Origin of the sequence: Streptomyces bobili (assembly GCF_002154575.1) — a bacterium.
GTDB classification, from domain to species: Bacteria; Actinomycetota; Actinomycetes; order Streptomycetales; family Streptomycetaceae; genus Streptomyces; species Streptomyces bobili.
The window spans coordinates 15,553-37,152 of record NZ_MUBA01000054.1 but is presented as its reverse complement, the minus strand read 5'-3'; the positions used below and the strand labels follow the sequence as shown (position 1 = coordinate 37,152).

At 68.9% G+C, this 21,600-nt stretch carries 17 protein-coding genes and 1 pseudogene; 7 read left to right on the top strand and 11 right to left on the bottom strand.

All coding sequences use genetic code 11. The features are described from left to right. Positions 1-7 precede the first annotated feature (7 nt). Together BZL64_RS04975 and BZL64_RS04970 are read right to left on the bottom strand one after the other, a co-directional pair. Positions 8-1,549, bottom strand: a complete 1,542-nt coding sequence (locus tag BZL64_RS04975; RefSeq protein WP_086766540.1) for a hypothetical protein — start codon at positions 1,547-1,549, stop codon at positions 8-10. After that, positions 1,546-3,021, bottom strand: a complete 1,476-nt coding sequence (locus BZL64_RS04970; RefSeq protein WP_244205192.1) for a hypothetical protein — start codon at positions 3,019-3,021, stop codon at positions 1,546-1,548. The genes BZL64_RS04975 and BZL64_RS04970 overlap by 4 nt, the downstream gene beginning before the upstream one ends. A 296-nt stretch (positions 3,022-3,317) precedes the next feature. Here BZL64_RS04970 and BZL64_RS04965 point away from each other — a divergent pair, with 296 nt between their 5' ends. Both BZL64_RS04965 and BZL64_RS04960 read left to right on the top strand, forming a co-directional pair. After that, positions 3,318-4,298 carry an NAD-dependent epimerase/dehydratase family protein gene (locus BZL64_RS04965; protein WP_086766538.1) on the top strand — a complete coding sequence of 327 codons (981 nt, stop codon included), beginning with the start codon at positions 3,318-3,320 and terminating at the stop codon, positions 4,296-4,298. Positions 4,299-4,329: 31 nt separating this feature from the next. Next, a complete protein-coding gene (locus BZL64_RS04960) occupies positions 4,330-5,523 on the top strand; it encodes a glycosyltransferase family 4 protein (RefSeq protein ID WP_086766536.1) in 1,194 nt (397 codons plus the stop codon). 72 nt (positions 5,524-5,595) lie between these two features. Here the strand turns inward: BZL64_RS04960 and BZL64_RS04955 are convergent, their stop codons facing one another. From BZL64_RS04955 to BZL64_RS04945, 3 genes are all read right to left on the bottom strand, one after another. Then, on the bottom strand, positions 5,596-6,720 hold the full coding sequence (locus tag BZL64_RS04955) for a glycosyltransferase (RefSeq protein WP_086766534.1): 1,125 nt from the start codon (positions 6,718-6,720) through the stop codon (positions 5,596-5,598). Beyond that, entirely contained in the window at positions 6,717-7,382 is a 666-nt protein-coding gene (locus BZL64_RS04950; RefSeq protein WP_244205191.1) for an LbetaH domain-containing protein, read from the bottom strand. Before BZL64_RS04950 ends, BZL64_RS04955 begins: the two co-directional genes overlap by 4 nt. A 141-nt stretch (positions 7,383-7,523) precedes the next feature. Then, on the bottom strand, positions 7,524-8,996 hold the full coding sequence (locus BZL64_RS04945; RefSeq protein WP_244205190.1) for a sugar transferase: 1,473 nt from the start codon (positions 8,994-8,996) through the stop codon (positions 7,524-7,526). A 685-nt stretch (positions 8,997-9,681) separates the two neighbouring features. On the opposite strand from BZL64_RS04945, the pseudogene BZL64_RS40855 reads away from it, so the two are divergent. Then, positions 9,682-9,826 (top strand): annotated as a pseudogene (locus tag BZL64_RS40855) (IS5/IS1182 family transposase); the annotation flags it as partial. A gap of 9 nt (positions 9,827-9,835) precedes the next feature. On the opposite strand, the gene BZL64_RS04935 reads toward BZL64_RS40855, so the two are convergent. Both BZL64_RS04935 and BZL64_RS04930 read right to left on the bottom strand, forming a co-directional pair. Beyond that, a complete protein-coding gene (locus BZL64_RS04935) occupies positions 9,836-10,048 on the bottom strand; it encodes a hypothetical protein (protein WP_244205193.1) in 213 nt (70 codons plus the stop codon). Positions 10,049-10,262: 214 nt separating this feature from the next. Continuing rightward, a complete protein-coding gene (locus BZL64_RS04930) occupies positions 10,263-10,493 on the bottom strand; it encodes a hypothetical protein (protein ID WP_425276011.1) in 231 nt (76 codons plus the stop codon). A 99-nt stretch (positions 10,494-10,592) separates the two neighbouring features. Here BZL64_RS04930 and BZL64_RS04925 point away from each other — a divergent pair, with 99 nt between their 5' ends. Continuing rightward, positions 10,593-11,264, top strand: coding sequence for an AraC-like ligand-binding domain-containing protein (locus tag BZL64_RS04925; RefSeq protein WP_086766530.1), 672 nt, complete (start codon positions 10,593-10,595; stop codon positions 11,262-11,264). A 741-nt stretch (positions 11,265-12,005) separates the two neighbouring features. On the opposite strand, the gene BZL64_RS04920 is transcribed toward BZL64_RS04925, so the two are convergent. After that, on the bottom strand, positions 12,006-12,470 hold the full coding sequence (locus tag BZL64_RS04920; protein ID WP_244205189.1) for a hypothetical protein: 465 nt from the start codon (positions 12,468-12,470) through the stop codon (positions 12,006-12,008). A 746-nt stretch (positions 12,471-13,216) separates the two neighbouring features. Here BZL64_RS04920 and BZL64_RS04915 point away from each other — a divergent pair. Beyond that, positions 13,217-13,615, top strand: coding sequence for a WhiB family transcriptional regulator (locus BZL64_RS04915; protein WP_086766528.1), 399 nt, complete (start codon positions 13,217-13,219; stop codon positions 13,613-13,615). Here BZL64_RS04915 and BZL64_RS42115 read toward each other — a convergent pair. From BZL64_RS42115 to BZL64_RS04900, 3 genes are all read right to left on the bottom strand, one after another. Beyond that, positions 13,560-13,994, bottom strand: coding sequence for a WD40 repeat domain-containing protein (locus BZL64_RS42115; RefSeq protein WP_158101501.1), 435 nt, complete (start codon positions 13,992-13,994; stop codon positions 13,560-13,562). The two genes, BZL64_RS04915 and BZL64_RS42115, sit on opposite strands and share 56 nt — an antisense overlap. A 239-nt stretch (positions 13,995-14,233) precedes the next feature. After that, complete coding sequence (locus BZL64_RS04905; protein WP_244205188.1) at positions 14,234-16,069, bottom strand: glycoside hydrolase family 15 protein; 1,836 nt, start codon at positions 16,067-16,069, stop codon at positions 14,234-14,236. A 1,002-nt stretch (positions 16,070-17,071) separates the two neighbouring features. Continuing rightward, the gene (locus tag BZL64_RS04900; RefSeq protein ID WP_244205187.1) at positions 17,072-17,710 is read right to left on the bottom strand and encodes a flavin reductase family protein; all 639 of its coding nucleotides are present in this window, start codon (positions 17,708-17,710) and stop codon (positions 17,072-17,074) included. 65 nt (positions 17,711-17,775) lie between these two features. Here BZL64_RS04900 and BZL64_RS04895 point away from each other — a divergent pair, with 65 nt between their 5' ends. Both BZL64_RS04895 and BZL64_RS04885 read left to right on the top strand, forming a co-directional pair. Further along, positions 17,776-18,504, top strand: a complete 729-nt coding sequence (locus tag BZL64_RS04895) for an ArsR/SmtB family transcription factor (RefSeq protein ID WP_086766522.1) — start codon at positions 17,776-17,778, stop codon at positions 18,502-18,504. 799 nt (positions 18,505-19,303) lie between these two features. Continuing rightward, complete coding sequence (locus BZL64_RS04885) at positions 19,304-21,454, top strand: MMPL family transporter (RefSeq protein WP_086766520.1); 2,151 nt, start codon at positions 19,304-19,306, stop codon at positions 21,452-21,454. Positions 21,455-21,600 lie beyond the last annotated feature (146 nt).

Sequence of the window (21,600 nt, the reverse complement as noted above, 5' to 3'; positions counted from 1 at the left end):
GGGGCGGTCACCGGCGGGAGGTGCTCAGCGTGGCGTCCCGCTCGGGGAGTTCCGTGGAGGGGAGGCCGGTTCCCGACGCGGAGTTGTGCTTCGGGCGGCGTAGGGCGCGCAGTTTCCGGCGCGTGCGCCCGGCATCCAGCACGGCCCCAAGGATGCGTCCACCGGAGCAGCCGATCAGCTCCTGCATCTGCCGGAGGTCCTCCCGCCGGGTGTGGCCCGGTCGGACGACCACGAGGATGCCGTCGGCACGCTGCGCGACGGACAGCGCGTCAGCGTGTGTGAGGAAGGGCCTCGTGACGACGACGGTCGACGCGCCGGCATCGGCGGCTTCCGTCCGGTCCGACGGACCGGTGGCACTGTCCGAGGAGTAGGCGAAGCGGCCGGCGACATCGGCGTCGACGAAGGCGCTTCCGGCCGGAGGGAACTCTCCCGGGGCGGGAACCTCGATGGGGATCAGGGGCAGCCGCGTGGCGAGGCCGGTGGTGCGTGCGGCGGTGTCGAGCAGAAGCACGTCGCTGCCGTTGTCTGCCAGGGCGGCGCCCAGATTGGCCGCGACCTCCTCGGCGTCGCCGGCCCGCCGGGGGGCCACCACGAGCAGGTGGCCGGGACCACCCGGGTCGCCGATCTGCCGCACCCGGAATGCCAGAGCCCGGTAGGCCTCCGTCCGGGGACCGGCGGCACGGCCGAATGTCAGCACGTCCCCGTCACCGCCGTCGGCAGGCAGGACGCCGACCACCGGAGCGCGCAGGGCGCTTTGTACCTCGCCTACCGAGCCGACCCGGCTGTCCAGGGCGGAGCGTACCCATGCCAGCACGATGCCCAGGAGAAGTCCGGATGCCAGTCCGAGGGCGATCAGGGTCCGCAGCCCGGGGCCGACGGGCAGGGCGGGCGCTGTGGCCCTGCGGACGACGTCGCCACCGTCGGTGTCGCGGGCCTTGATGTCGAGAGCGCGCTTCTGCAGGTTGTAGAGCTGGTTCTGGGCCGCGGACTTGGCAGTCTCGACGCCCAGGGACAGCCGCTGGTTCAGCACGGCGATCTGTTGCTGCAGAGCGCGGGTGGTCCGCGCCACTGTGGCGTCGTTTCGGCTTTCGCGGTCGCCGAGATAGGCGTCGGCGAAGGCGTTGGCGCCGCGCGCCGCGCGCTGTGGGCTGCCGGCGGTGAACTCGAAGCGCAGGACCTGTGATTGGAGCGGGTTGGTGACCCGCACCTGAGTACCGAGCGTCCCGGCCTGGCTGTCGGGCCGGCCCAGGAGGCGCGTCGCGCGCACGGCGACGGTGGCACTGGCGGCGATCCGCTGCTCGGTGCTCATGCTGACCTGGTTGTCGGCCGAGACGCCCACGGCGCCGAAGGGGTCGGTGGTGGAGCGCACCAGTACTTCGCTGGTGGCGCGATAGGTGTGGGCGCGCTGCAGAGACAGGGCCAGCCCGCCCAGGACACCCAGGAGGATGCCCAGCGCGATCAGAGCGCGGTGGCGCAGGATTCGGCGCAGTTGGTCGCGTAGCTGGTCCGGTTCGTCGTACCGGTCGTCGAATGGGATGGGGCCGGTCACCGGTGCCCTCCTGTTCCGGAGATGGATGTATGACGGATTGGTGCGATCGGCTTCGCTGCCGGGGGGAGCCGGCCGGTGCGGGTGCTGATGAGAAGCGGAACGGTCAAGAGGAGGGTCAGCGGGCCTGCGATGCCGAGCAGGCTGCCGCGCAGGAAGACCAGCTGGTAGAAGGCGAAGGCAGGCACCAGCAATGCCGCGAGACTGCCCGACCGGCCGCGCAGCAGGTGGCGCACGTCGTCCACTCGCCGTCCCAGCGAGCCGAGGAGACAGAAGACGCCCACCACGCCGAGCGGACCGGCCCAGAGGTAACTCTCGATCCACAGCGGCGCGGAGAGATTGCGGAACTCATAGCCTGCGTAGCGAGCCAGTCTGATGCCGGTGTCCTCGGGCTTCTCCGGCCACATCGAGCGCGGCACCATGAACAGCGGGGGGCCGAGGGCGTCCTGCGGGGAGAACCCGTTGTCCCGTGTGAAGTCGATGCCTGTCTGTACCTGCTGGAAGGCGTCATAGTCTCCGTTGGCGGTGAACTGGGCGGCGAGGGAGGTCACGGCCACCTCCTCGCGGTCGCTGTAGCGGAAGTAGTCGCTGTAGGGGAAGACGACCAGGAGCGCCGCGACAATTGCGGCGGCCGTGATCCGGAAGGCGCGGGGCCGGCTCAGCCGGGGCACGGTGAACAGCAGCGTCAGTACGACCGTGCCGACCCAGAACCGGGGTTTGCTGACCGGGTTGTTGACGACTGCGTTCAGTACGATGAGCACCGGAAGCAGGAGTCGGCGCAGCACGCGAAGCCAGCGGTCGCCGCCCGTCAGACGGGGCACGTGCAGCAGTCCCAGCAGCGCCCAGAATGCGGGCACGGACAGTGACCAGCTGAGCAGTACCTGGAGGAAGGCGCCCTCCCCGTCACCGATGGCGCCGGCTTCTGTGATCGCCTGACGGCTGGTGAAGTAGGCGGAGAGCCGACCGGGCTGACGCGAGATCAGCAGCAACGCGAAGGCGAGGGCCACACCGCTCAGCGCCAGCAGGCGCCAGGGCGCGAGACGGCGTGAGAGCAGCCGTTCCAGCAGCCCCGGCGGGGCGGTCACCGCGCGGGCCTGCCGGTGGCGCGCGGCCAGCGCCGTTCCGGCGCTGTAGGCCACGAGACCCAGCTCGATGACAGCGACCGCTGTGCAGGCCGTCGCCTCGCCGGCCCGGTAGGGCCACGGGTACGCGTCGGAGGCAAGCATCGCCAGGGGCGCCAGACCGAGCCAGATGTAGGCGAAGACCCAGAAGCCGAAGCCGACCAACCGCACGGTGGGAGCAGTGAGCACCCGGGCGAGCGCACCACCGGCGTGGACGACGACGACAGCCTGGAGAAGGAGCGCCGACGACATCCGCATGCCGTCCGACTGGAGGACCAGCCCCGGCAGCAGGACGATCAGGGTCACGGTCCACAGGGAGACCGCGGCCACGCTGCGGACGCGGGCGCCTCGCATCCGGACCTCTCCGTCGAGCGATTTTTCGTCCTGAAACCTCACCAAAGGATATATAGCGGTCCTGAACGCAGAACTGGGCTCACCACGCACTAGACGAAGGAATCGATGTATTAGTCCTCAAACATGGTCATCGAGTGATCTCCATGACCACTGGCGTGCCTTAGATCTCAAATCAGGACAAATCTGCATAGCTTATCGCGCAGGTCTCCGCAGGCCCGGTGCTGGATCGGCCGTGACAGGCGGCGGTGGACCTACTGATCACCCATCAGACCCCCAACACACAAAGGGAACCGCGCATGAGCAAGCAGACCGATGTCGTCGTGGCCGGAGGCGGGGGATTCATCGGCGGTCACCTCGTCGGCGAACTTCTCGCCCAGGGGAAGACCGTCCGCTCCATCGACATCAAGCCTCCCCACGAGTGGTACCAGCTCCACCAGGACGCCGAGAACGTGATCGCCGACCTTTCACTGCTCGACAGTGCACGGGCGGGCGTCCAGAACGCGCGGCAGGTGTACATGCTGGCCGCCGACATGGGCGGCATGGGCTTCATCGAGAACAACAAGGCCGCCTGCATGATGTCGGTGCTGACCAGCACCCACATGCTCCAGGCGGCGCACGAGGCCGGTGTCGAGCGCTACTTCTACTCCTCCTCCGCCTGCGTCTACGCCGCCGACAAACAGACCGACCCCAATGTCACCGCCCTCAAGGAGGAGGACGCCTACCCGGCACAGCCGGAGGACGGCTACGGATGGGAGAAGCTCTTCTCCGAGCGCATGTGCCGGCACTACGCCGAGGACCACGGGTTCACCACTCGCGTGGCCCGCTACCACAACGTGTACGGCCCCCACGGCACCTGGAACGGCGGTCGCGAGAAGGCGCCGGCCGCGGTGTGCCGCAAGGTGGCCGAGGCCGTCGTGTCCGGTGACCACCGGATCGACATCTGGGGCGACGGACAGCAGAGCCGTTCGTTCATGTACATCGACGACTGCCTCCACGGCACCCAGATGATCATGCACGCGGACAGCGGTGTCCCCGTCAACCTCGGCTCGTCGGAACTGGTGACGATCAACCAGCTCGTCGACATCGTCGAGCAGATCGCCGGCATCCGCTGCGAACGCACCTACCAGCTGGACGCCCCACAAGGCGTACGCGGCCGCAACTCCGACAACAAGCTGATCCGCGAGATCTACGGCTGGGAACCGTCGATCTCCCTGCTCGACGGCCTGGAGAAGACCTACGCCTGGGTCTACGACCAGGTCAAGCGCTCCCACCAGTGAGACCGAGCCGAGACCCCGCCACGGAGAGCCGATGAGGATCCTCGTGCACGACTACAGCGGCCACCCGTTCCAGGCGCAACTGAGCAGGGAACTGGCACGCCGCGGCCACGATGTCGTCCACTCAACCTGCACCGCCTACGTGTCCGGCAAGGGCAACCTCGCCGGAGACGCGCCGCGCCTGCGTTTCGTCACCATCGGGGACAGCACCGCGCTCCGCAAGGAGCACTACTTCCAACGGCTCTGCCAGGAGACCCTGTTGGGCCTTGAACTGGCCCGGCAGGTGCGCCGGGAGAAGCCCGATGTGGCCATGCTGTCCAACCTGCCCATCCCCATGCTGGTCGCGGCAGCGGCCATGCTGAAACGGCTCGGCATCCCCTGGGTGCTGTGGCACCAGGACGTCACGGCCGTCGCACTGAAGACGTTCGCCGGTGTCGCGAAGTCCATGGGTGTCGCCGCCAGGGTCTTCGGGGCAGGCGAGAAGTGGGCGGCACGCAAGGCCACGGCCATCGTGGTGATTGCGCAGTCCTTCCTGCGGATCCACCAGCAGTGGGGCACCGACGCCAAGGTCACCGTCATTCCCAACTGGGCACCGCTGGACGAGATCGTCCCGCGGACAAGGGAAAACGACTGGTCCGCCGAACAAGGTCTGAACGGGGTGCGGACGGTGCTGTACTCCGGCACCCTGGGTCTCAAGCACAACCCGGTGCTGCTGGTGCAGTTGGCCGAACGGCTGGGGGAGCGGGGCACCCCGGTCCGTCTCGTCGTCGTCAACGACGGCCCTGCCGTGCCCGTCCTCAGGAGGGCCGCAGCCGCCCGCGGGGTCGACCTGACCCTGCTGCCCTTCCAGCCCTACGCGCGACTGCCCGAAGTGCTGGGCTCGGGCGACCTTCTCGTCGTCGTCCTTGCAGCGGACGCAGGTCAGTTCTCCGTCCCGTCCAAGACGCTGTCGTATCTGTGCGCCGGGCGTCCGGTGCTCGGACTCATGCCCGGCGACAACCTGGCCGCGCACCTCCTCCGGCAGGCCGGCTCAGCGGTCTTCCCTCCGGCGGAGTCCGCACTCGACGAGGCTTCCGCATGGGCCCAGGAAATCCTGTCCGACCCGGCTCGCGCCGAGTCCCTGGGCAAGGAGAGCCGTGCCCTCGCCGAGCGGGAGTTCGCCCTGGAGGACTGTGCCTCCCGTTTCGAGGACATTCTCCGCACGGTCAGCCGCACCCCGGCGCGCTGACGCCCTTGCGGGCACCGGCCGTCTCGAAACCACCGCGCCCGCGGCGGGCCCGAGACGGCCGGAGCATCCAGATCAACCGTGACCCGGTCGCCCCCGGTAGACGTCCTCGAGTCGGTCCACGACCGCCCGGATGGAAAAGACCTCCTCGATCGCACGGCGACCGGCCTCGGCCACAGAGCGGCGTAGCGTCTCGTCGGCAAGCAGCAGGCACACCGCGTCGGCCAGAGTCTCCGGGCTGCCGTCGGTGACCAGCGCCGCTCCCCTGCGTGTCAGTTCGGCCGCGATGCCGCTGCTGTCCGTGCACACCACCGGCGTTCCTTCGACCAGTGCCTCCAGCACCGTCATGGGGAAGGGCTCATCCACACTCGGCAGGACGTAAACGGCCGCTTTGCGGTAGGCCTCCAGTGCCGCGGAGTGGTCCAGCGCACCGCCGTACGAGACCACCTCGGTCAGTCCGCGATCCGCGATCACCTGACGCACGGCCGGAAGCGACCCTTCGTCCGCACCGAACAAGGTGAAGCGTGCCTCAGGCATCTCCTTGTGCACCAGGGCGGCCATCTCGACGAACGCCTCCGGGCGTTTGCGCGGATGAAGCCGGGCCAGGAAGACCACCTCATGGTCGCTGCGCGGCAGGGTGCCCGCCTCATCGCCCACGCGCAGACCATTCGGCAGGGAAACCAGCGGTGGCGCGTCCGGACCCAGTACGTCGGTCAGGGCCCGGCGCTCCCGCTCGGTGAGCACGAAACAGCAGCGCGACCGGCGCAACAGAGGCACGTAGAGACGGTCGAAGACACGCGCCAGGGTGTGGCCGCGGGGCTCAACCATGCCGTGGGTCTGGGTGACGAAAGCGGTACGCCGCAGGCGGGCCACAAGGAGCGCGGAGAGCGAGACGAGGTCGCGTCCCGCGTGCAGTTGCACGACATCGGCGTGCCCCATGGCCCGCCACAAGTCCCACAGCAGCAGCGGGTGCATGAGTCCCAGACAACCCCGGCCCGGGACGACCCGCCATGCCGGACGGGAAAGGAAACGGACGGCGCCGAGGCGGCGCGCGGCGGGCGATCGGCCCCGCCACAGCGACACCAGCGTCACATCGTGGCCGCGAGCGGCGCACTCCTCGAGCTGGGCCAGGGCCACGCTCGTCGGCCCGCCAAAAGCGCCACCGTCGCTGACGAGGGTGACGACATGAACCAGTCTCATGTCGTGGTTCCCTTCGCCGGCATGGTGGTAACGGACGCGTCCGTCACCGCCGCACCGCCCACGGTGAGGACCTCGCCCGGTGCGAGGTCCCGGTGGGCGACGGCGCCGGCACCCACTACCGCGCCGACCGCGACGGTGACCCCGCGCAGGACGACGGCGCGCGCCGCGACCCAGCTGCCCGCTTCCAGCCGGATGGGGCCGTTGTCGAACTCGAAGGTGGCGGAACGGCGACGATGGCTGCCCGTGCACAGCAGTGCACCCTGGGACACGCAGCAGTCGTGGCCGATCGTGACCGGTTCCAGATTGAGGATCCAGGCGTCCTCACCGATCCAGACGTCGTCACCGATGTCCAGTTTCCAGGGCCAGTGGATCCGCACTCCGCGCCGGATGAGCACCCGCTGCCCGACCTGGGCCCCGAAGGCGCGCAGTAGTGCCGGCCGCCAGCGCGCCGGGAACCACCAAGTGGCGAAGAGGAGATGAAGGACGGCGTACCACGCGGCCTGGACCGGCAGGGAGCGGCCCTTGTCGTATCCGGTGCCCGTGAACCCGCGCAGGGAGCGCCCTCCGAGGGGTTGATGCGTGGTGGTGCCGTGGGTGTCACCTGGGTGAGGGGCGATTTTGGACGGTGCGGCTCTGTGGTGTGCGGCTGAGGTCTGTGCCATGGCGGTGTCCCTTCCGAGGGCCTGAGACGTCTCCAGCCGCGATCCTTACCGTCCCCCGGGACGGATCGTCCGCGATCTCGGCGTGTTGGCGGCAGGCCTGCCCGGATGGAGGATGCGGCCCCGGAAGGGCCGCATCCGGCCTCAGTAGGCGCCCTGTCCTTCGAGCACCACGCGCACCGTGCGTGCCATGACGTTCATGTCACCGGCCAGCGACCAGTTGTCGACGTAGCGCAGATCGAGCGCGACCGTCTCGCGCCACGACAGATCCGACCGCCCGCTCACCTGCCACAGACCCGTCAGGCCCGGTTTGATGCGGAGCCGGCGCATCTCGACGCTGTTGTAGTTGGCGACCTCCTCGGGGAGCGGAGGGCGCGGACCGACCAGGGACATGTGACCGAAGAGGATGTTGAACAGCTGAGGCAGCTCGTCCAGAGAGTAGCGGCGCAGGATACGGCCCACAGAGGTGACCCGGGGGTCCTGACGCATCTTGAACATGTGCCCGTCGTTCTCGTTCTGCGCCTCCAGCCCGCTTTTCATCCGGTCCGCGTGGACCACCATGGTGCGGAACTTCCACATGGGAAACAGCGTCATGCCGCGGCCCATGCGTGTCTGCCGGTACAGGATCGGCCCCGGCGAGCCGAACCGGACGGCAAGGGCCAGCACGAACAGCAACGGTGAGAGCAGCACGATCAGTATCAGGGCAGCCATTCGGTCCAAGAGGGCTTTCGCCAGCGTGTGCATGCCGCGCTGCAGAGGCGGCGCGATGTGCAGCAGGGTGAGACCGGCTGCCGACGTCGGCCGTACACGCCGTCGTGCGACGTCGACGATCCCCGGCAGCATCACGAGTGAGCGGCCTTGGTCGTGGAGCATCCATGACAGTCTGCGCACCCGGTCACCGGAGACATGCGGACCGGGTGCCACGAATACCGTGTCGGCCAGGAGCTCCTCGGCCGCCCCCAGCACCGCCGCGGCATCCTCCTCGGGCGTCTCGGGCGTCTCGAGGGGCAGTCGCCCACACACGGGCACTCCGGAAAGGACCTCGCCCTCACCCACCGGGCACGCTCCGACCACCACATACTCGTGGTCGGTGCGCTGGGCGAGTTGCTCGACAACGGCGTCGACCGTCGGGGCCTCACCGACGATGACCACGTGGCGCAGGGCGCGGGCTGCTCGGCGGGTCGCTAGCAGGTGACGGTGGATCAACTTCTGACAGACGCCCGTGAGAACCAGGGCGGGGATCAGTGCCGTGAACGCTTCGGCAGGCACGCTGTCCAGCCCGCAGACCACACGCAGAGTGGCCAGGGCGCCGACAAGGACCAGCCAGTCCCGTATCACGGCTCTCAGGCCGCCCCCGTCGCCCCAGGCCAAGGGCGTGTACCGCCTGCTGACCACTCCGATGAGCGGCCAGAGCAGGGCGGCCGCGGCCGCCAGGCGCAGGGGGTGGGGTTCGCGAACCTCTACGAAAGCCGCAGCAACCGGTAGTGCCGCAGCAAGGAGGTCCACCGTCACCGAGAAGGGGGCGTACCAGCGTGCCCGACTTTCCTCGCGGTGGATTGGGCGATGTGCGACAGGCGTCGGCGCCTGCCGGGGCATCGCGATTCTGAACCGCCGCATGGTCCTCTCCCTCAGATCCCCCGATATGGAACGCCAGTCCGACTGTCGAGCGCAGGTGCTGACAGCCCCACTCGCTGGAATATGCCTCTTATATCACCACATAGATATGAAAAGCATTCTTTATGTCGATACGCTCTGTCACGTGTTCGGACATGCCTGCCGGTCGGGCCGTCGCATCGCCCCCGCCGGAGGCCGAATACCGGCCTCCACCCGTTGCACGACAACCAAGCTGTCGTCGCGCCGGCAGGACGAGAATCGCTGGATCGGCGCTGCGATGCCCGAGCGACTCGCACCTGGAGAGTCTCCGCGTCGACCGCCGGCTCGGAGGAGTCCGGCCCGAGCGCCCGCGCCGCTCCGCCGCACTCCGTCCCGACGGCGGCCCTGTGCAGGAACGCCGACAGCACGTGCGCACCGCCTGGGGCAGCAGGGCCGAACGATCGAATCGAGCGTTCACCGGCGACTGGTGGGCCGCTTCTCAGCTCCCTTCGAAGCGGAACCGTTCACGTACAAGATCGAGGAGGACTGGTCGGGGCGCCGCCGGGTGATGGCCATCTCTTCGGTACACGCGCACTCGTCGGGGACACTCTCGGACGTGACCGGGATGCTCGCGCAGGAACCTCCGCCGGGCTTCGACGTACCGCATCGGCGTGAGCCCGGTGAACGCCCGGAACTTGTGGCCGAAGACCGGTGGGTGGTCGAGGGGACCTTCGCCCGGCTGCACGGGCTTGCGCCGACGGCGCGTGTGCTGGGAACGACGAGCCGCCATCCACGATGCGTTCCTCGAACTCGCCTGCTGCCTCATCACCCACCGACAACTCAACTCATTTCGTCGGCTGTTGTCAGCAGTGGTATCCGTCCGGGCACTCGGGGAACAGCACTCCGAAGAACAAGAAGAAGAGAATCGGCACACTGGACACCGCGGCCATGATCAGGAATCGCCCGCGTACCTCTCGCCGGTCCCCGACCCGGACCACCACGAGTCCCGCTGCCGGCGCAATCACGGCAGTGAACAGGGCCATCAGGCCGAACGCCCAGCCGATCTCTCGTCTCACGTCCGGCAGCCCCATCGCATACGCGATCGCCGGGGTGAACAGGAGGACGGGCGCAGACGCCCACCACCACGACAGTGCTCTGATGATCCGGTCCGCTCGTGTCGGCGCCAGGCCGGTCGGCCTCGTTCCCCCGCGACGGCTTTCCGGAGCGATCCCAGACGATGGCATGCCCGCATCGTAGGCGGCTGAGGGGACATGTGGCCGTCTCAGGCATTCAGCCCCGGTTGCCGGGGCCGTAGTACTGGCCGCCGGGGACGGTCGGATCGGTGGTGGCGCGCAGGATGTGCCAGGTGACGGGCACGCGGGGCGCGGCGGGCGTGTTGCGGGTGAGCTCGGTGTCGGACGCGCCGGGACGGGCGGCCACCGTGACCGTGGTGCCGTGCAGTGACGGCTGCCTGTCCCCGCGCCCAGACGGAAATCCGTCGACCTCGTCCTCGCGTGCCACGCCCGGCCTACCCCCTTGCGATTCGAGTAGTTGCCACATGGCCGAGAGGAGTGTCGACGGCCTTGAGTACCGCGAGATCCGGACCTCTACCCTGGAGGCATGACGAGCGGCATGATGAACGCTCCGGTGCGCTTCAGCACAGCCGGCCTTCCCGAGACCGACCGCATCGCCCGGTGGGAGGAACACAATGCCAAAGCCCTGATCGGGCTGCGTTGCCGATCGCTGCACGACACCGCGCTCGACGCCACGGAGATCAACCTTCAGCTCCCCACGGCTCACCTGGCCCGGGTTGTCGGCAGCCCGCACGTCGTCGAGCGGGCCAAGTCCGAGATCCGCCGCGTGCCTTCGGACGCAGTGGCCTGCTACCTGACGCTCGCCGGCGAGGCCTTCTTCTACCACGACGACGGCGTACGGCTGCTGCACCCGGGGCAGCTGCTGGTCTGCGACGCGGACCAGCCGTTCATGCGGGGCTTCTCCCACGGCCTGGAGGAACTGGCGGTCAAGATCAAGGGCGATGCCAGGACGGAGCTGGATCTGCCGCGGGCTCGAACCCTCATTCCCCAGGGGGATCCGGTCGAGCAGGGCGGCGACTGGCATGCGCAGCGCGCGGATGTGAGAGCCTCCACGCACGCACGTGACCAGTCGAGTTCGGCGGCCGCGTTCAGCTCCGCGAACAGGACCCGATTCAGCCGGTCGAGGGCTCCTGCTGTCTGCCACCGTCCAGGCGGCGCCAGCAGGTTCGTCTCGAGCCGAACCCAGTTCCAGGGGTAGGAGTCGCCAGGCTATGTCGCTGTAGAGGACGAACAGAATGCCCTGGAGGCAGAGCCGATCCGCCACTGGTCGGCTCCGGGGACCGCTCCGGCCACGGCGGCAGTAATGGCTCGATCAGTGCGCACAACTCATCGTCCACGATCCACGGTCGAGTACCCGCATTCCACGAATGGCCGAATCGTCACACCGGTTACGCCCCACCAACACGCTTCAACAAGATCCTGTTACGAGCTCGTCGGGCGTGGGCATCCATGACCCCGACAGCATCCTGGACGGCAACTCGTGGATCGAGTGGCGCGGCGCCCGCGCGCACCACTGGAGTACTGCCTGAGCTGCTCCCCATCACCCTGGTACGGATACCGTCCTGCTTCGCTCCTGCACTGCGTGGCGTCAGGAACTCACCGATCTCCCTCTCTGTCGCAGACTGTTCTCAACAGACGGGCTCCGGGGATGCGTCGGCCCAGATTGCCACCGTGGGAACTTCCCGCCGCACCCGCCCTCCATCTTGATCCAGAGCAGAGGCCACTGCTCCCCGGAGCCAGTACACACTGGCTAAGATCCCCGGGGACTGATGACCATCACGGTCCGGCCGCGCTCGCCGTCGCGTGCGAGGACGGCATCCGGGTCATCCCGCCCATGTGGGAGCTGTGAGGTCCCGAGCAGGGCCGGCGTCGACACCGTGAGGATCCATGCTCTGCCAACGCGTGATCTAGGAGCACGGCACCAGCACTCCCGCCGCCATCACCCGCTCAGCCCACGCTCCGGCCGGCCCGCTGCACGCTTCAAGGTCAGGGCCAGGACGTCGGGCTGGTTCAGTGTGCCGGCACCGTCCGGGGAGATCAGCCAGCGCAGCGAGCCCCAGCGGTGGTGCGGCGCCGGGGCTGTGATCCACGCGCCCTCGCCCGCGCAGCGCAGCCCCGGGCCAAGGCACCGGGAAGCCGTGCCCGGCGGCACGAAGAAGCCCACCTGAGACCGCCGCGCGTCACACAGAACAGGCCCCGGCCTCAGCAACGGCAGATCCTCCAGGACGTCGGCAACACCCCGCCCCAGTTCTTCCGCAACGATCACCACATCCCACAGGCGCCCCGCGGGAAGCAGCGCGATACCCATGAGGCCGAACCGCCACTCCCGCTTGCACGCCCGGGGATCCTCCGAAGCGGCAGCGAGCCACTCCGAGGCGCTGGACTGCATCCACATCAGTGCCATCGCACCTCCCTTGCACAGCCCTCATCGCGGCCACCTGCCGACGCCGCAGGACAGGGACAGTCACGCCCCGGCGCTCCGGCGTCGGTACAGCACCGCTCGGTTCACGCCCCAGTGCATCGCGCGCTCCACGGGGCAGGCCATAGGCCGGACACGGAGTTCGCCACATGGAGTGAGCGCAGGCGCGCGTTCAGGGGCAGATATATGCACGAGCGCGCCCTCACAGCTCCTTGGCCCCGGACCGATTGGTGTCAGCCCCCAGGACGAACAGCCGGTCAGCCCGTGCTCCCGCTGCGGCACCGACCTCCTACGGCACTGGCACGGCCCGCTGATGATGGGCGTCTGGATGGAACTCTGCCCGGTCTGCAACGCCCGTCGTCCGGCCGCCCGCGCGTAGGGAAGGCGGGGCGCTTCCTGCGGTCAGGCGTTCGTCGCTGCGCAGGTGATGGGGTGAAGATCCCCACCTCTGCTCGGCAGTTCCGCAGCCGTGCTCAGCTCGGCGCCCACTCCACCTGCGCGCGGACAGGCCGTCGGCCCTCGAGCGACCACGCACGGGCGGTGAACGCGATCGACTCGTCCGGCTGCGTGGGCACGATGTGCGGGGTGCGCGTCAAGTCCCCTTTCCATCCGAAGGGGTTGGCCGTGGCTGACGGGTATCCGGTGCCTGGTGCGTGTGCCGTATCATCTGCGCACTGCGCCTGCCCGGGGGATGACGGCGGGATCGCAGCGTGCGGAGGACGGGGGCCGTGATGGCCGGGGATCAGGATGACTGGAGTGCGCGGGCGGTGTGCCGCAGTGCTGATCCGGAGGAGCTGTTCGCCGAGGGTGCGGCCCAGAACCGGGCCAAGGCCCTGTGTACGGGTTGCCCGGTGCGCACCGAGTGTCTCGCCCACGCCCTTGATCACCGCATCGAGCACGGCGTCTGGGGCGGCATGACCGAACGGGAACGCCGGGCCCTGCTCAAGCGCCGGCCGACGGTGACCTCCTGGCGCCGTCTGCTGGAAAGTGCGCGCGCCGACACCGCGAACCGGGAGCCGGGGAGGCTGCGTTGTCTGAAGGCGGTACAGCGCGGACCACGCACGCGATGCAACGTCAAACTGACGGCGTCGGCCACAGTCGTACCGTCCTGTCCGTTCCCGCCGTGCTGAGCAAGCCTCCCTTCGGTGCGAAGCTCACGCCAGTGACGGGTCCGTCGTGGCCGGTGAGCGGCTCGCCCAGCGGCCGGCCGGCCGCCGGCGACCAGAACCGCACGGTCGCGTCGTCACCTGCGCTCGCCACCAGTTGTCCGTCCGGTGAGGAAGCCACGCATCTGACGGGCCCCGTGCGACCGGTCAGCGGTCGCCCAGTCCGGGAGGCGGCAACCGGATCCCAGAGCCGTACGGTCGCGTCCGCGCCGCCGCTCGCGATGCGGCGCCCGTCCGGCGAGAACGCGATCACGCGCACGGGACCCTCGTGGCCGCTGAGCGGCCCGGCGGCCGGCGTCCCCACCGCCAGGTCCCACAACGAGTCTCCTGCTGTGATAGCCATGAAGACCTCCGGTGAGTGCTCAGACGTATGGCTCATCTGCCAGTTCAGAAAAGACCAGACCGAATGAGATAGCGCCGTGGGACCGCGCCGACCTAAGGGCATCTCGGCGGCGAGGGACCACCGGTGCCAGGACACCTTGAGCATGATCTCGCTCGCCGCCCCCGTGGGTGAGCCGATACTGTGGCCGGCATAGCCAATTGCACGGTGGGCTGGATGCTGTGACCGCATTGGGCAACGACCTAACCCAAGGCGAGGTCGAGATTGAAGGCCGCGCTGATGAGCGATAGGTGCGTGAATGCCTGGGGGAAGTTGCCCTGTTGCTCTCCGGTCCGCCCGATCTCCTCGGCATACAGGCCGAGATGGTTGGCGTAGGTGAGCATCTTCTCGAAAGCCAGCTGCGCTTCGTCGAGGCGGCCTGCACGCACGAGTGCCTCGACATACCAGAAGGAACAGATGGAGAACGTGCCTTCGTCGCCGCGCAGCCCGTCAGGGCTGGATCGGGGGTCGTAGCGGTAGACGAGTGAGTCGGAGACCAGGTCCCGCGTGATGGCATCCAGGGTGGACAGCCATTTCGGGTCCGTGGGCGCGATGAACTTCGTCAGAGGCATCATCAATATGGCTGCGTCGAGCACGTCCGTGCCTTCATGCTGGACGAAGGCCTGGCGTCGCTCCGACCAGCCGCGTTCCATGATGCGCCGGTAGACGGTGTTGCGGCACTGTTGCCACCGTGGCAGGTCGGCGGGCAGGCCGCGTCGGTTGGCGATGCGGATCGCCCGTTCGATAGCGACCCAGCACATCAGGCGCGAGTAGATGAAGTTCTTACGCCCGCCCCGCGTTTCCCATACGCCTTCGTCCGGCTGGTCCCAATGGGCGCACACCCAGTCCACGATGGCACACACGTCGTCCCATTGATCACTGGAGATGGGCTGTGCCCACTTGTCGTAGAGGTAGACGGAATCGATGAGGGCTCCGTAGATGTCGAGCTGGAGCTGGTCGGCGGCGGCGTTCCCGATCCGTACGGGGGCGGATCCCTGATGGCCCTCGAGGTGAGTGAGTTCGCTCTCGGTCAGGTCAGTGCGACCGTCGATGCCGTACATGATCTGCAACGGCCCCGAGCTGTTGGTCTGGCCAGGACGGATGTGGGCGGTGAGGAAGGTAATAAATGCCTCGGCCTCCCCGGCAAAGCCCAGCCTGAGCAGGGCGTAGACGCAAAACGCGGCATCGCGGATCCACGCGTAACGGTAATCCCAGTTGCGTTCTCCGCCGAGTTGCTCGGGCAGAGACGTGGTCGGGGCGGCGACGATGGCACCGGTCGGGGCATAGGTGAGGAGCTTGAGGGTGAGGGCGGAGCGGTGCACCATTTCCCGCCAGCGTCCGCGGTATCGGGACTGGCGCAGCCAGCCCCGCCAGTAGGCGACCGTGGCGGTGAACTGCTGTTCCGCTTCCGCGTGAGCGCAGCCGCGTTGGGTGATGTCGTCGCCGATCTGGTCGAGCGCGAACACCGCCGACTCGCCCTCGCTCAGCTTGAATTCAGCGCGCACGTCGGTGCCGTCGCCCTCCAGCGCCACCGTCGCCGTCAGGGCGAGGCGAGTGTCCGCACAGGTGAAGACGGCGGCGTCGGGGGACATCCGCAGGGTGTGCGAGGCGGTGCCGTAGTGGAAGCGCGGGGCGACGCGCACTCGGAAGGGGACGGTGCCCCGTACGCACACGACGCGGCGGATGAGTCGGTGGCGCTCGATCTCGAGCGCGTTGTCCGTCACCGGCATGAAGTCCTGTACCTCCCCGACGCCGTCCTCGGTGTAGAAGCGGGTGATCAACACATTGGTGTCGGGGAAGTAGAACTGTTTGGTCCGCGCCGTCACAGCAGCGGCCAGGGCGAAGGATCCGCCGCGATCGGCGTCGAGGAGCGAGGCGAAGACACTGGGGGCGTCGAAGGACGGGCAGCAGTACCAGTCGATCGTGCCGTCGGTCCCGACCAGGGCCACCGTACGTAGGTCGCCGATCAGGCCATGATCGGCGATCGGCAGGTAGCGAGGACCTGCCTGAGCGCCTGAGAAATCCGCTGTCCCGGCCATCGCCTGCCTCCGCATCGGATCGCGGGCCGAGGACCCATCTGCGGTGGTGCGGCTCGCGGGCTCCTTCCAGCTTAGAAGCAAGCGGCCATGCACGGGCAGGTGAGCGGGCAGACTGCCTTCCCCGACCAAGGGCGCGGCTACCAAGTAGGCGTCACAGCTGCCAGCCATTCCGTCCCTGGTGACGGGCCTGCCGGGACAGCACCTTTGCAGCGGTGTTCCAGACCCGCGCACTCGTCCACCTCGGGCAGGTGACCGCGACTCGCCGGCCGAATGCTGCACCCTCGGTCCTGACCTGCACACCGAGCAGACCACGAGGGGCCTATGCGCCGCCCGGCCACGTCGGGGCATACAGCCCCGCACGGCGTGGGTCGCTCAACCGCGTCGCAGTGCCTTCTTGCCTGGGGTGATCACGGTGTTCTCGCGTTGCGGTCGTTGTAGCCACGGTTGCCGAACCTCTCACGGGCAGGGTCGGGGCCGCCCGCAATGGTGAAGCGGATCCAGCCAGGAGGGATCCCGGTCATCGGTCCGGTCGGCGGCTGCACGCCGACGGAATTGATCTGTGCGACCCGGATGCGGGTTTCGCAGCGGCCGGCGAGCAGACGGGCAAGCCAGGCTGGCCGACGTGACGAACCGCCCGACAGAGCTGATGTGGTCAGGCGCCAGGCCACATGACGGGCGGCTCGTTGACGGCCGCGCGGACCTGCCCTACAGGCTGTGGGGCCACTGTCCGTACAACCCTGGAACGGGCAGGCGCTGAGGCGAAGAACGCCGCGGCGTTCAACCTCGCCGTGCTCGCCAAGCTCCAGAAGCTGAAGCGTGCAGTGCACAGCGCGAGAAGAACGTCCGGCCGCAGAACACCGCCGACGGGAGGTAGTGGGAAGTGTTCCGCGCTGCCTGGCCTGGCTCATCGCCCTTGGGCGCCACCTTCTGGAGTCAGGTGGTGTCCTGGGCATTCACCGTGACCGAGCATGGCGGGCACCGCTCGGGCGCCCGCCGAGCGAGTCACGCGACGCGCGACGCGGCTTTGGCTGTCTCCGACCGGAAACCGTGGCCGAGCTGGGGCGCGAGCCCGTGGTAGTGGCGGAAGTTGTAGATGAGCGGGCTCCAAACACCGGGGTCGATGTGGTGCGTGCCGGGTACGACGATGCGCTCGTCGGCGTGGACCCGGACCACCTCGCACTCGGCGGACTGGAAGTGGCCCTCCCCGCCCGGGGTCAAGGCGATGGACCTCGCCTCGAGTTGGAGGGGGCACTGGGCGATCCGAGGCGGCCGTACGAGGTCAGAGGCGCGCGGGGTCAGCCCGGCGGCGGCGAACTTGTCGGGCTCGTGCCGGTACACCGCCCGCTTGCTCTCCGGCACCGGATCGGCGCCGGTGAGCGGCGCCAGGCTCTCCACCTGCTCCCAGAGATCGGGCGAGGCGAGGTTGATCACCACATCCGGTCGCTCGGCCAGGTTGCGCACCGTCTGGCTCTCGCTGCCCAGGCCCAGGACGACATGCTGTCCCAGTGCCCAGGCGGACGAGATGGGAGCGACGTTGAAGGTCCCGTCCGCGTTCTCCGTGGTGAGCAGGACCACCGGCGTGCCGAAGTAGAGGATGCTCGGCCGAATCACTCGATGCCTGTCGGTCATCTCAGTCGTCATGCCGAGAACGCTAAGGGCGGGACTCTTCGGCGGCGGTCGAAGCGACGGCCGCGGACAATGGACCTGTGACCAGCCCCGACGTGTACGCCGAAGAGCCGGATCTGGCTGCTCTGGCGACCCTCCTGGCCGACCGTACGCGTGCTGCCTTCTGTCTTGCGCTCCTGGACGGCCGGGCCTGGACGGCGACGGAACTGGCCCGGCTTGCCGGCGTCGCCCCGTCCACCGCGACGAGCCATCTGCACAAGTTGGTGGCCGGGGGCCTGCTGGCCGAGGAACGAAAGGGCCGGCACCGCTACGTCCGGCTCGCCGACCCGGACATCGCCGAGATGATCGAAGGGCTTGCCGCACGGGCACCTCAGCGTGCGGTGCCGGTGCGTTCCCTCACCGCTGTCCGCCGTCACCGGGATCTCGCCTTCGCCCGTATCTGTTACGACCACCTGGCAGGTTCCCTGGCCGTCGCGATCACCGATGCGATGACCACGGAGGGATACCTGGCCTGGGACTACGGGCCGACGCTCACCGCCGCGGGAGCCGGCTGGCTGAGGGAGTTGGGCATCGCCGACGAACCCTCCGAACCGTCGGTGTACCGCCCGCACGTGCGTACCTGCCTCGACTGGACCGAGCAAGGTCTCCACCTGGCGGGCGGCGTGGGCGCGTCCGTCTTCCGCCACGCGGTCGAGGCGTCGTGGCTCGTCCGCGTGGACGATACGCGTGTCGTGAGGCTGACCGAGAGCGGCCGCGAAGCGCTTCGTCTGCGTCTGGGACTGCTGGACGAGGCGCTGACAGCGGGCTGAGGCCGAGCTGCCGAGGCACCGCCGCGTGAGGCACCCGGGGGTCGTGGAGCCGAAGCTGGACGGCACCCGCGCGGCCAGCATGGACCTCGTGGTCGTGGTGGGGGCGAGTGTGTCGAGGAGGGGGGGAGCGTCACGCGTTCACCACCGTCGACCGGGGCAGGTACGGGTCGAAATTCTGGTGTGGGTCACTGCCGACACCTGGTCCGGTTCGCCTCGACGCCTCAACGCCTCGACGCCGGGTTCCCCGTCACCGGCTACCGCTCCACCCTCACCGTCCACGAGGTGCCCCGCGAGCGGGAGACGTCCCGGGTCGAATGGTCCGGCGTCTTCACCCCGGCCGGTCGGCCGTCTGCGACGAGGAGGCCGGGCGCCCTCTTCCGCGCAAGGGCCGGAACCAGGCCGGGCCGAGCTTGGCAGGTTCGGTGCCGAGCCCGACGTTCATGGTGTTGTCCCCACCAGGGGCGCAGCGTCGAGATCAACGACATGGACGTGAGCTCCTGCTCGACCTCGTCGACCGCGCGAAGGCCCGCGACGCGGTGGCCTCGTGGACCGGAAGGGTCAACATCGTCACCCCCGCACGGACCGGGTGGACGCCGACGCGCTGCTCATCCGGCCCCACGGCTGTCTCGCCCGGGCCTTGCCCACCGGGGCAGGACCTCGACGCCACCACGCCGGTGCGTGCGCCGGGCACATGGTCCGGCCAACCGGCCTGAGCACCACATTAACGGTCGCCTCAGGTTCGCTCGCTAGGAAGTAGGCATCCAGATAAGCGATGCAACCCGTATGTAGGAGGCTAGTGATGGCAGTCAACGCAGCGCCGTCCGGGGAAGCGCCGGCAGGCCGGTTGGCAGGCCGGTGGGTGCCATGGTTGGTGATTGGCTTGTGGCTGGTGCTTGCGGCGGGCATGGTGCCGCTGAGCGGAAAGTTGAGCTCGGTCACCACCGACAGCGCCGTAGACACCCTGCCGGCCAGTGCCGAGTCCACCAAGGTGGCGGTGCTGGACGACAGTCTCCCCGGCGGTGACAACAACACGTTCGTCTTCGTGTACCACCGCGCCGGCGGCATGACCGACGCCGACCGCGCGACGGTCGAGCGCCACTACAACACCCTTGCCAAGCGGTACCCGCCGAAGGCGACGGCGGCGGCCGGCGAGGACGACGAGGGCTCACCGACGAGCCCCTCCACCGACCGCAAGGCGATGTTGTTCACCCTCGAGGTGAGCACGGTCTACGGCGCACCGGAGGACATCGTCGGCCCGTTGCGTGACGCCGCGAAGGACCGCCCCTCCGGCCTGGAACTCGACGTGACCGGCCCGGGTGCGATCGACGGCGACATGGATGCCGTCTTCGACGGCATCGACGTGCAGGTCCTCCTCACCACCATCGTCGTCGTCACGCTCCTGCTCATCCTCACCTACCGCAGCCCGGTGTTGTGGATCATCCCGCTGGTGGCCGTTGGCGCGGCCGCACTGACCTCGATGGGGACCGTCTACCTGCTCGTCAAGGGCTTCGGCATCGTGGTCAACGACCAGAACTCGGCGCTGTTGACGATCCTGGTATTCGGCGTCGGCACGGACTACGCGCTGTTGCTCATCGCTCGATATCGGGAGGCACTGCACCACCATGAGAACGTCCGGGTCGCGATGGTCCACGCGCTACGTGGCGCGGCGCCGGCCATCGTCGCGTCCGCGGCCACCGTGGTCGCCGGCTTGCTCTGCCTGCTCGTCGCGGACCTGAACAGCACCAGCGGGTTGGGCCCGATCGGTGCGGCCGGCATCCTGTGCGCGCTGGTGGCCATGCTGACGCTGTTCCCGGCGGTGCTCGTGGTGCTCGGCAGGCAGATCTTCTGGCCGGCCATCCCGCGGTTCAGCACGGCCGTGGAGGAGAAGCCTGGGCTGTGGGGACGGCTCGGCACCGCCATCAGCCGCCGCCGGTGGGTGGCGACGCTCGGCTCGCTCGGAGTCCTCGGCGTGCTTGCCCTCGGGCTGGCGGGCAACACCGGCGCCCTGCGGGAGCAGGACCAGTTCCTGTCCGCGCCGGAGTCGGTCACCGGCTTCACCGTTCTCCGCCAGCACTTCCCGGAGCTCGGCGGCCAGCCGATGACGGTCTTCACGCGGCCGGCGCACCAGGAGCGGGTGCTCGACATCGTCAAGGACACTCGCGGTGTGGCCCTGGCCATCCCGGAGCAGACCAGCGGTGGCTGGGCCAACATCTCCGTGTTCCCGAAGGACGCGCCGGACACCGTCGCAGAGTACGACACGATCAAGCGGGTGCGCACCGCCGTGCACGCGGTGAGCGGGGCGGAGGCGATCGTCGGCGGGCCGAGTGCGGAGAACCTCGACACCGAGGTGACCACCAGGCGCGACGAGAAGCTGGTGATCCCGCTGGTGCTCGCCGTCGTCCTGATCGTCCTCGGGCTGCTGCTGCGCGCGGTCCTGGCCCCGCTGGTCCTGATGGCCACCGTGATCGTCTCATTCGCCGCAGCCTTCGGCGGCAGTGTGTTCGTCTTCGACACGATCCTCGGGTTCAAGGGGATCGACTATTCGGTGCCGCTGCTGGCATTCCTGTTCCTGGTGGCGCTCGGCGTCGACTACAACATCTTCCTGGCCAGCCGGGCCCGGGAGGAGACCGTGCGTATCGGCACCAGAGAGGGCATGCTCAAAGCCCTCTCCGCCACTGGTGGCGTCATCACCTCGGCAGGCCTGGTCCTGGCGGCCACGTTCGCGGTCCTCGCCACACTTCCGCTGGTGATGCTGATCGAGGTCGGGCTCCTGGTCGCCTTCGGCGTGCTGCTCGACGCCCTGCTGGTGCGGTCGGTCCTGGTGCCCGCCCTCACCTTGCTGATCGGCCGGCGGATGTGGTGGCCGAGCCGGCTGTCCCGTCCAGCGGCGGAGCTGCCGGAGGGTCAACAGTCGCTCGCCGACGACGAGGAGCCCGCGCTGCAGCGGTGAGCGCGGCGGCACGGACGAGATCCGGGACGGGGACCCAGGCCCGTCCCGGATCTTTTTCATGGGCCCGACCGTCGCCGCCCTTGGTCCTGCGCCACACGCCGGGGCTGGGGTCGGCGCATCGCGGTGTCCTGCCCCGACGGTGAGTC

What these genes read in the sequence shown, in the direction of transcription:
- BZL64_RS04970 (WP_244205192.1), bottom strand. Translation starts at nt 3,021, where the DNA reads ATGCGAGGCGCCCGCGTCCGCAGCGTGGCCGCGGTCTCCCTGTGGACC.
- BZL64_RS04965 (WP_086766538.1), top strand. Translation starts at nt 3,318, where the DNA reads ATGAGCAAGCAGACCGATGTCGTCGTGGCCGGAGGCGGGGGATTCATC.
- BZL64_RS04960 (WP_086766536.1), top strand. Translation starts at nt 4,330, where the DNA reads ATGAGGATCCTCGTGCACGACTACAGCGGCCACCCGTTCCAGGCGCAA.
- BZL64_RS04955 (WP_086766534.1), bottom strand. Translation starts at nt 6,720, where the DNA reads ATGAGACTGGTTCATGTCGTCACCCTCGTCAGCGACGGTGGCGCTTTT.
- BZL64_RS04950 (WP_244205191.1), bottom strand. Translation starts at nt 7,382, where the DNA reads ATGGCACAGACCTCAGCCGCACACCACAGAGCCGCACCGTCCAAAATC.
- BZL64_RS04945 (WP_244205190.1), bottom strand. Translation starts at nt 8,996, where the DNA reads ATGCGGCGGTTCAGAATCGCGATGCCCCGGCAGGCGCCGACGCCTGTC.
- BZL64_RS04925 (WP_086766530.1), top strand. Translation starts at nt 10,593, where the DNA reads ATGACGAGCGGCATGATGAACGCTCCGGTGCGCTTCAGCACAGCCGGC.
- BZL64_RS04920 (WP_244205189.1), bottom strand. Translation starts at nt 12,470, where the DNA reads ATGGCACTGATGTGGATGCAGTCCAGCGCCTCGGAGTGGCTCGCTGCC.
- BZL64_RS04915 (WP_086766528.1), top strand. Translation starts at nt 13,217, where the DNA reads ATGGCCGGGGATCAGGATGACTGGAGTGCGCGGGCGGTGTGCCGCAGT.
- BZL64_RS42115 (WP_158101501.1), bottom strand. Translation starts at nt 13,994, where the DNA reads ATGGCTATCACAGCAGGAGACTCGTTGTGGGACCTGGCGGTGGGGACG.
- BZL64_RS04905 (WP_244205188.1), bottom strand. Translation starts at nt 16,069, where the DNA reads ATGGCCGGGACAGCGGATTTCTCAGGCGCTCAGGCAGGTCCTCGCTAC.
- BZL64_RS04900 (WP_244205187.1), bottom strand. Translation starts at nt 17,710, where the DNA reads ATGACGACTGAGATGACCGACAGGCATCGAGTGATTCGGCCGAGCATC.
- BZL64_RS04885 (WP_086766520.1), top strand. Translation starts at nt 19,304, where the DNA reads ATGGCAGTCAACGCAGCGCCGTCCGGGGAAGCGCCGGCAGGCCGGTTG.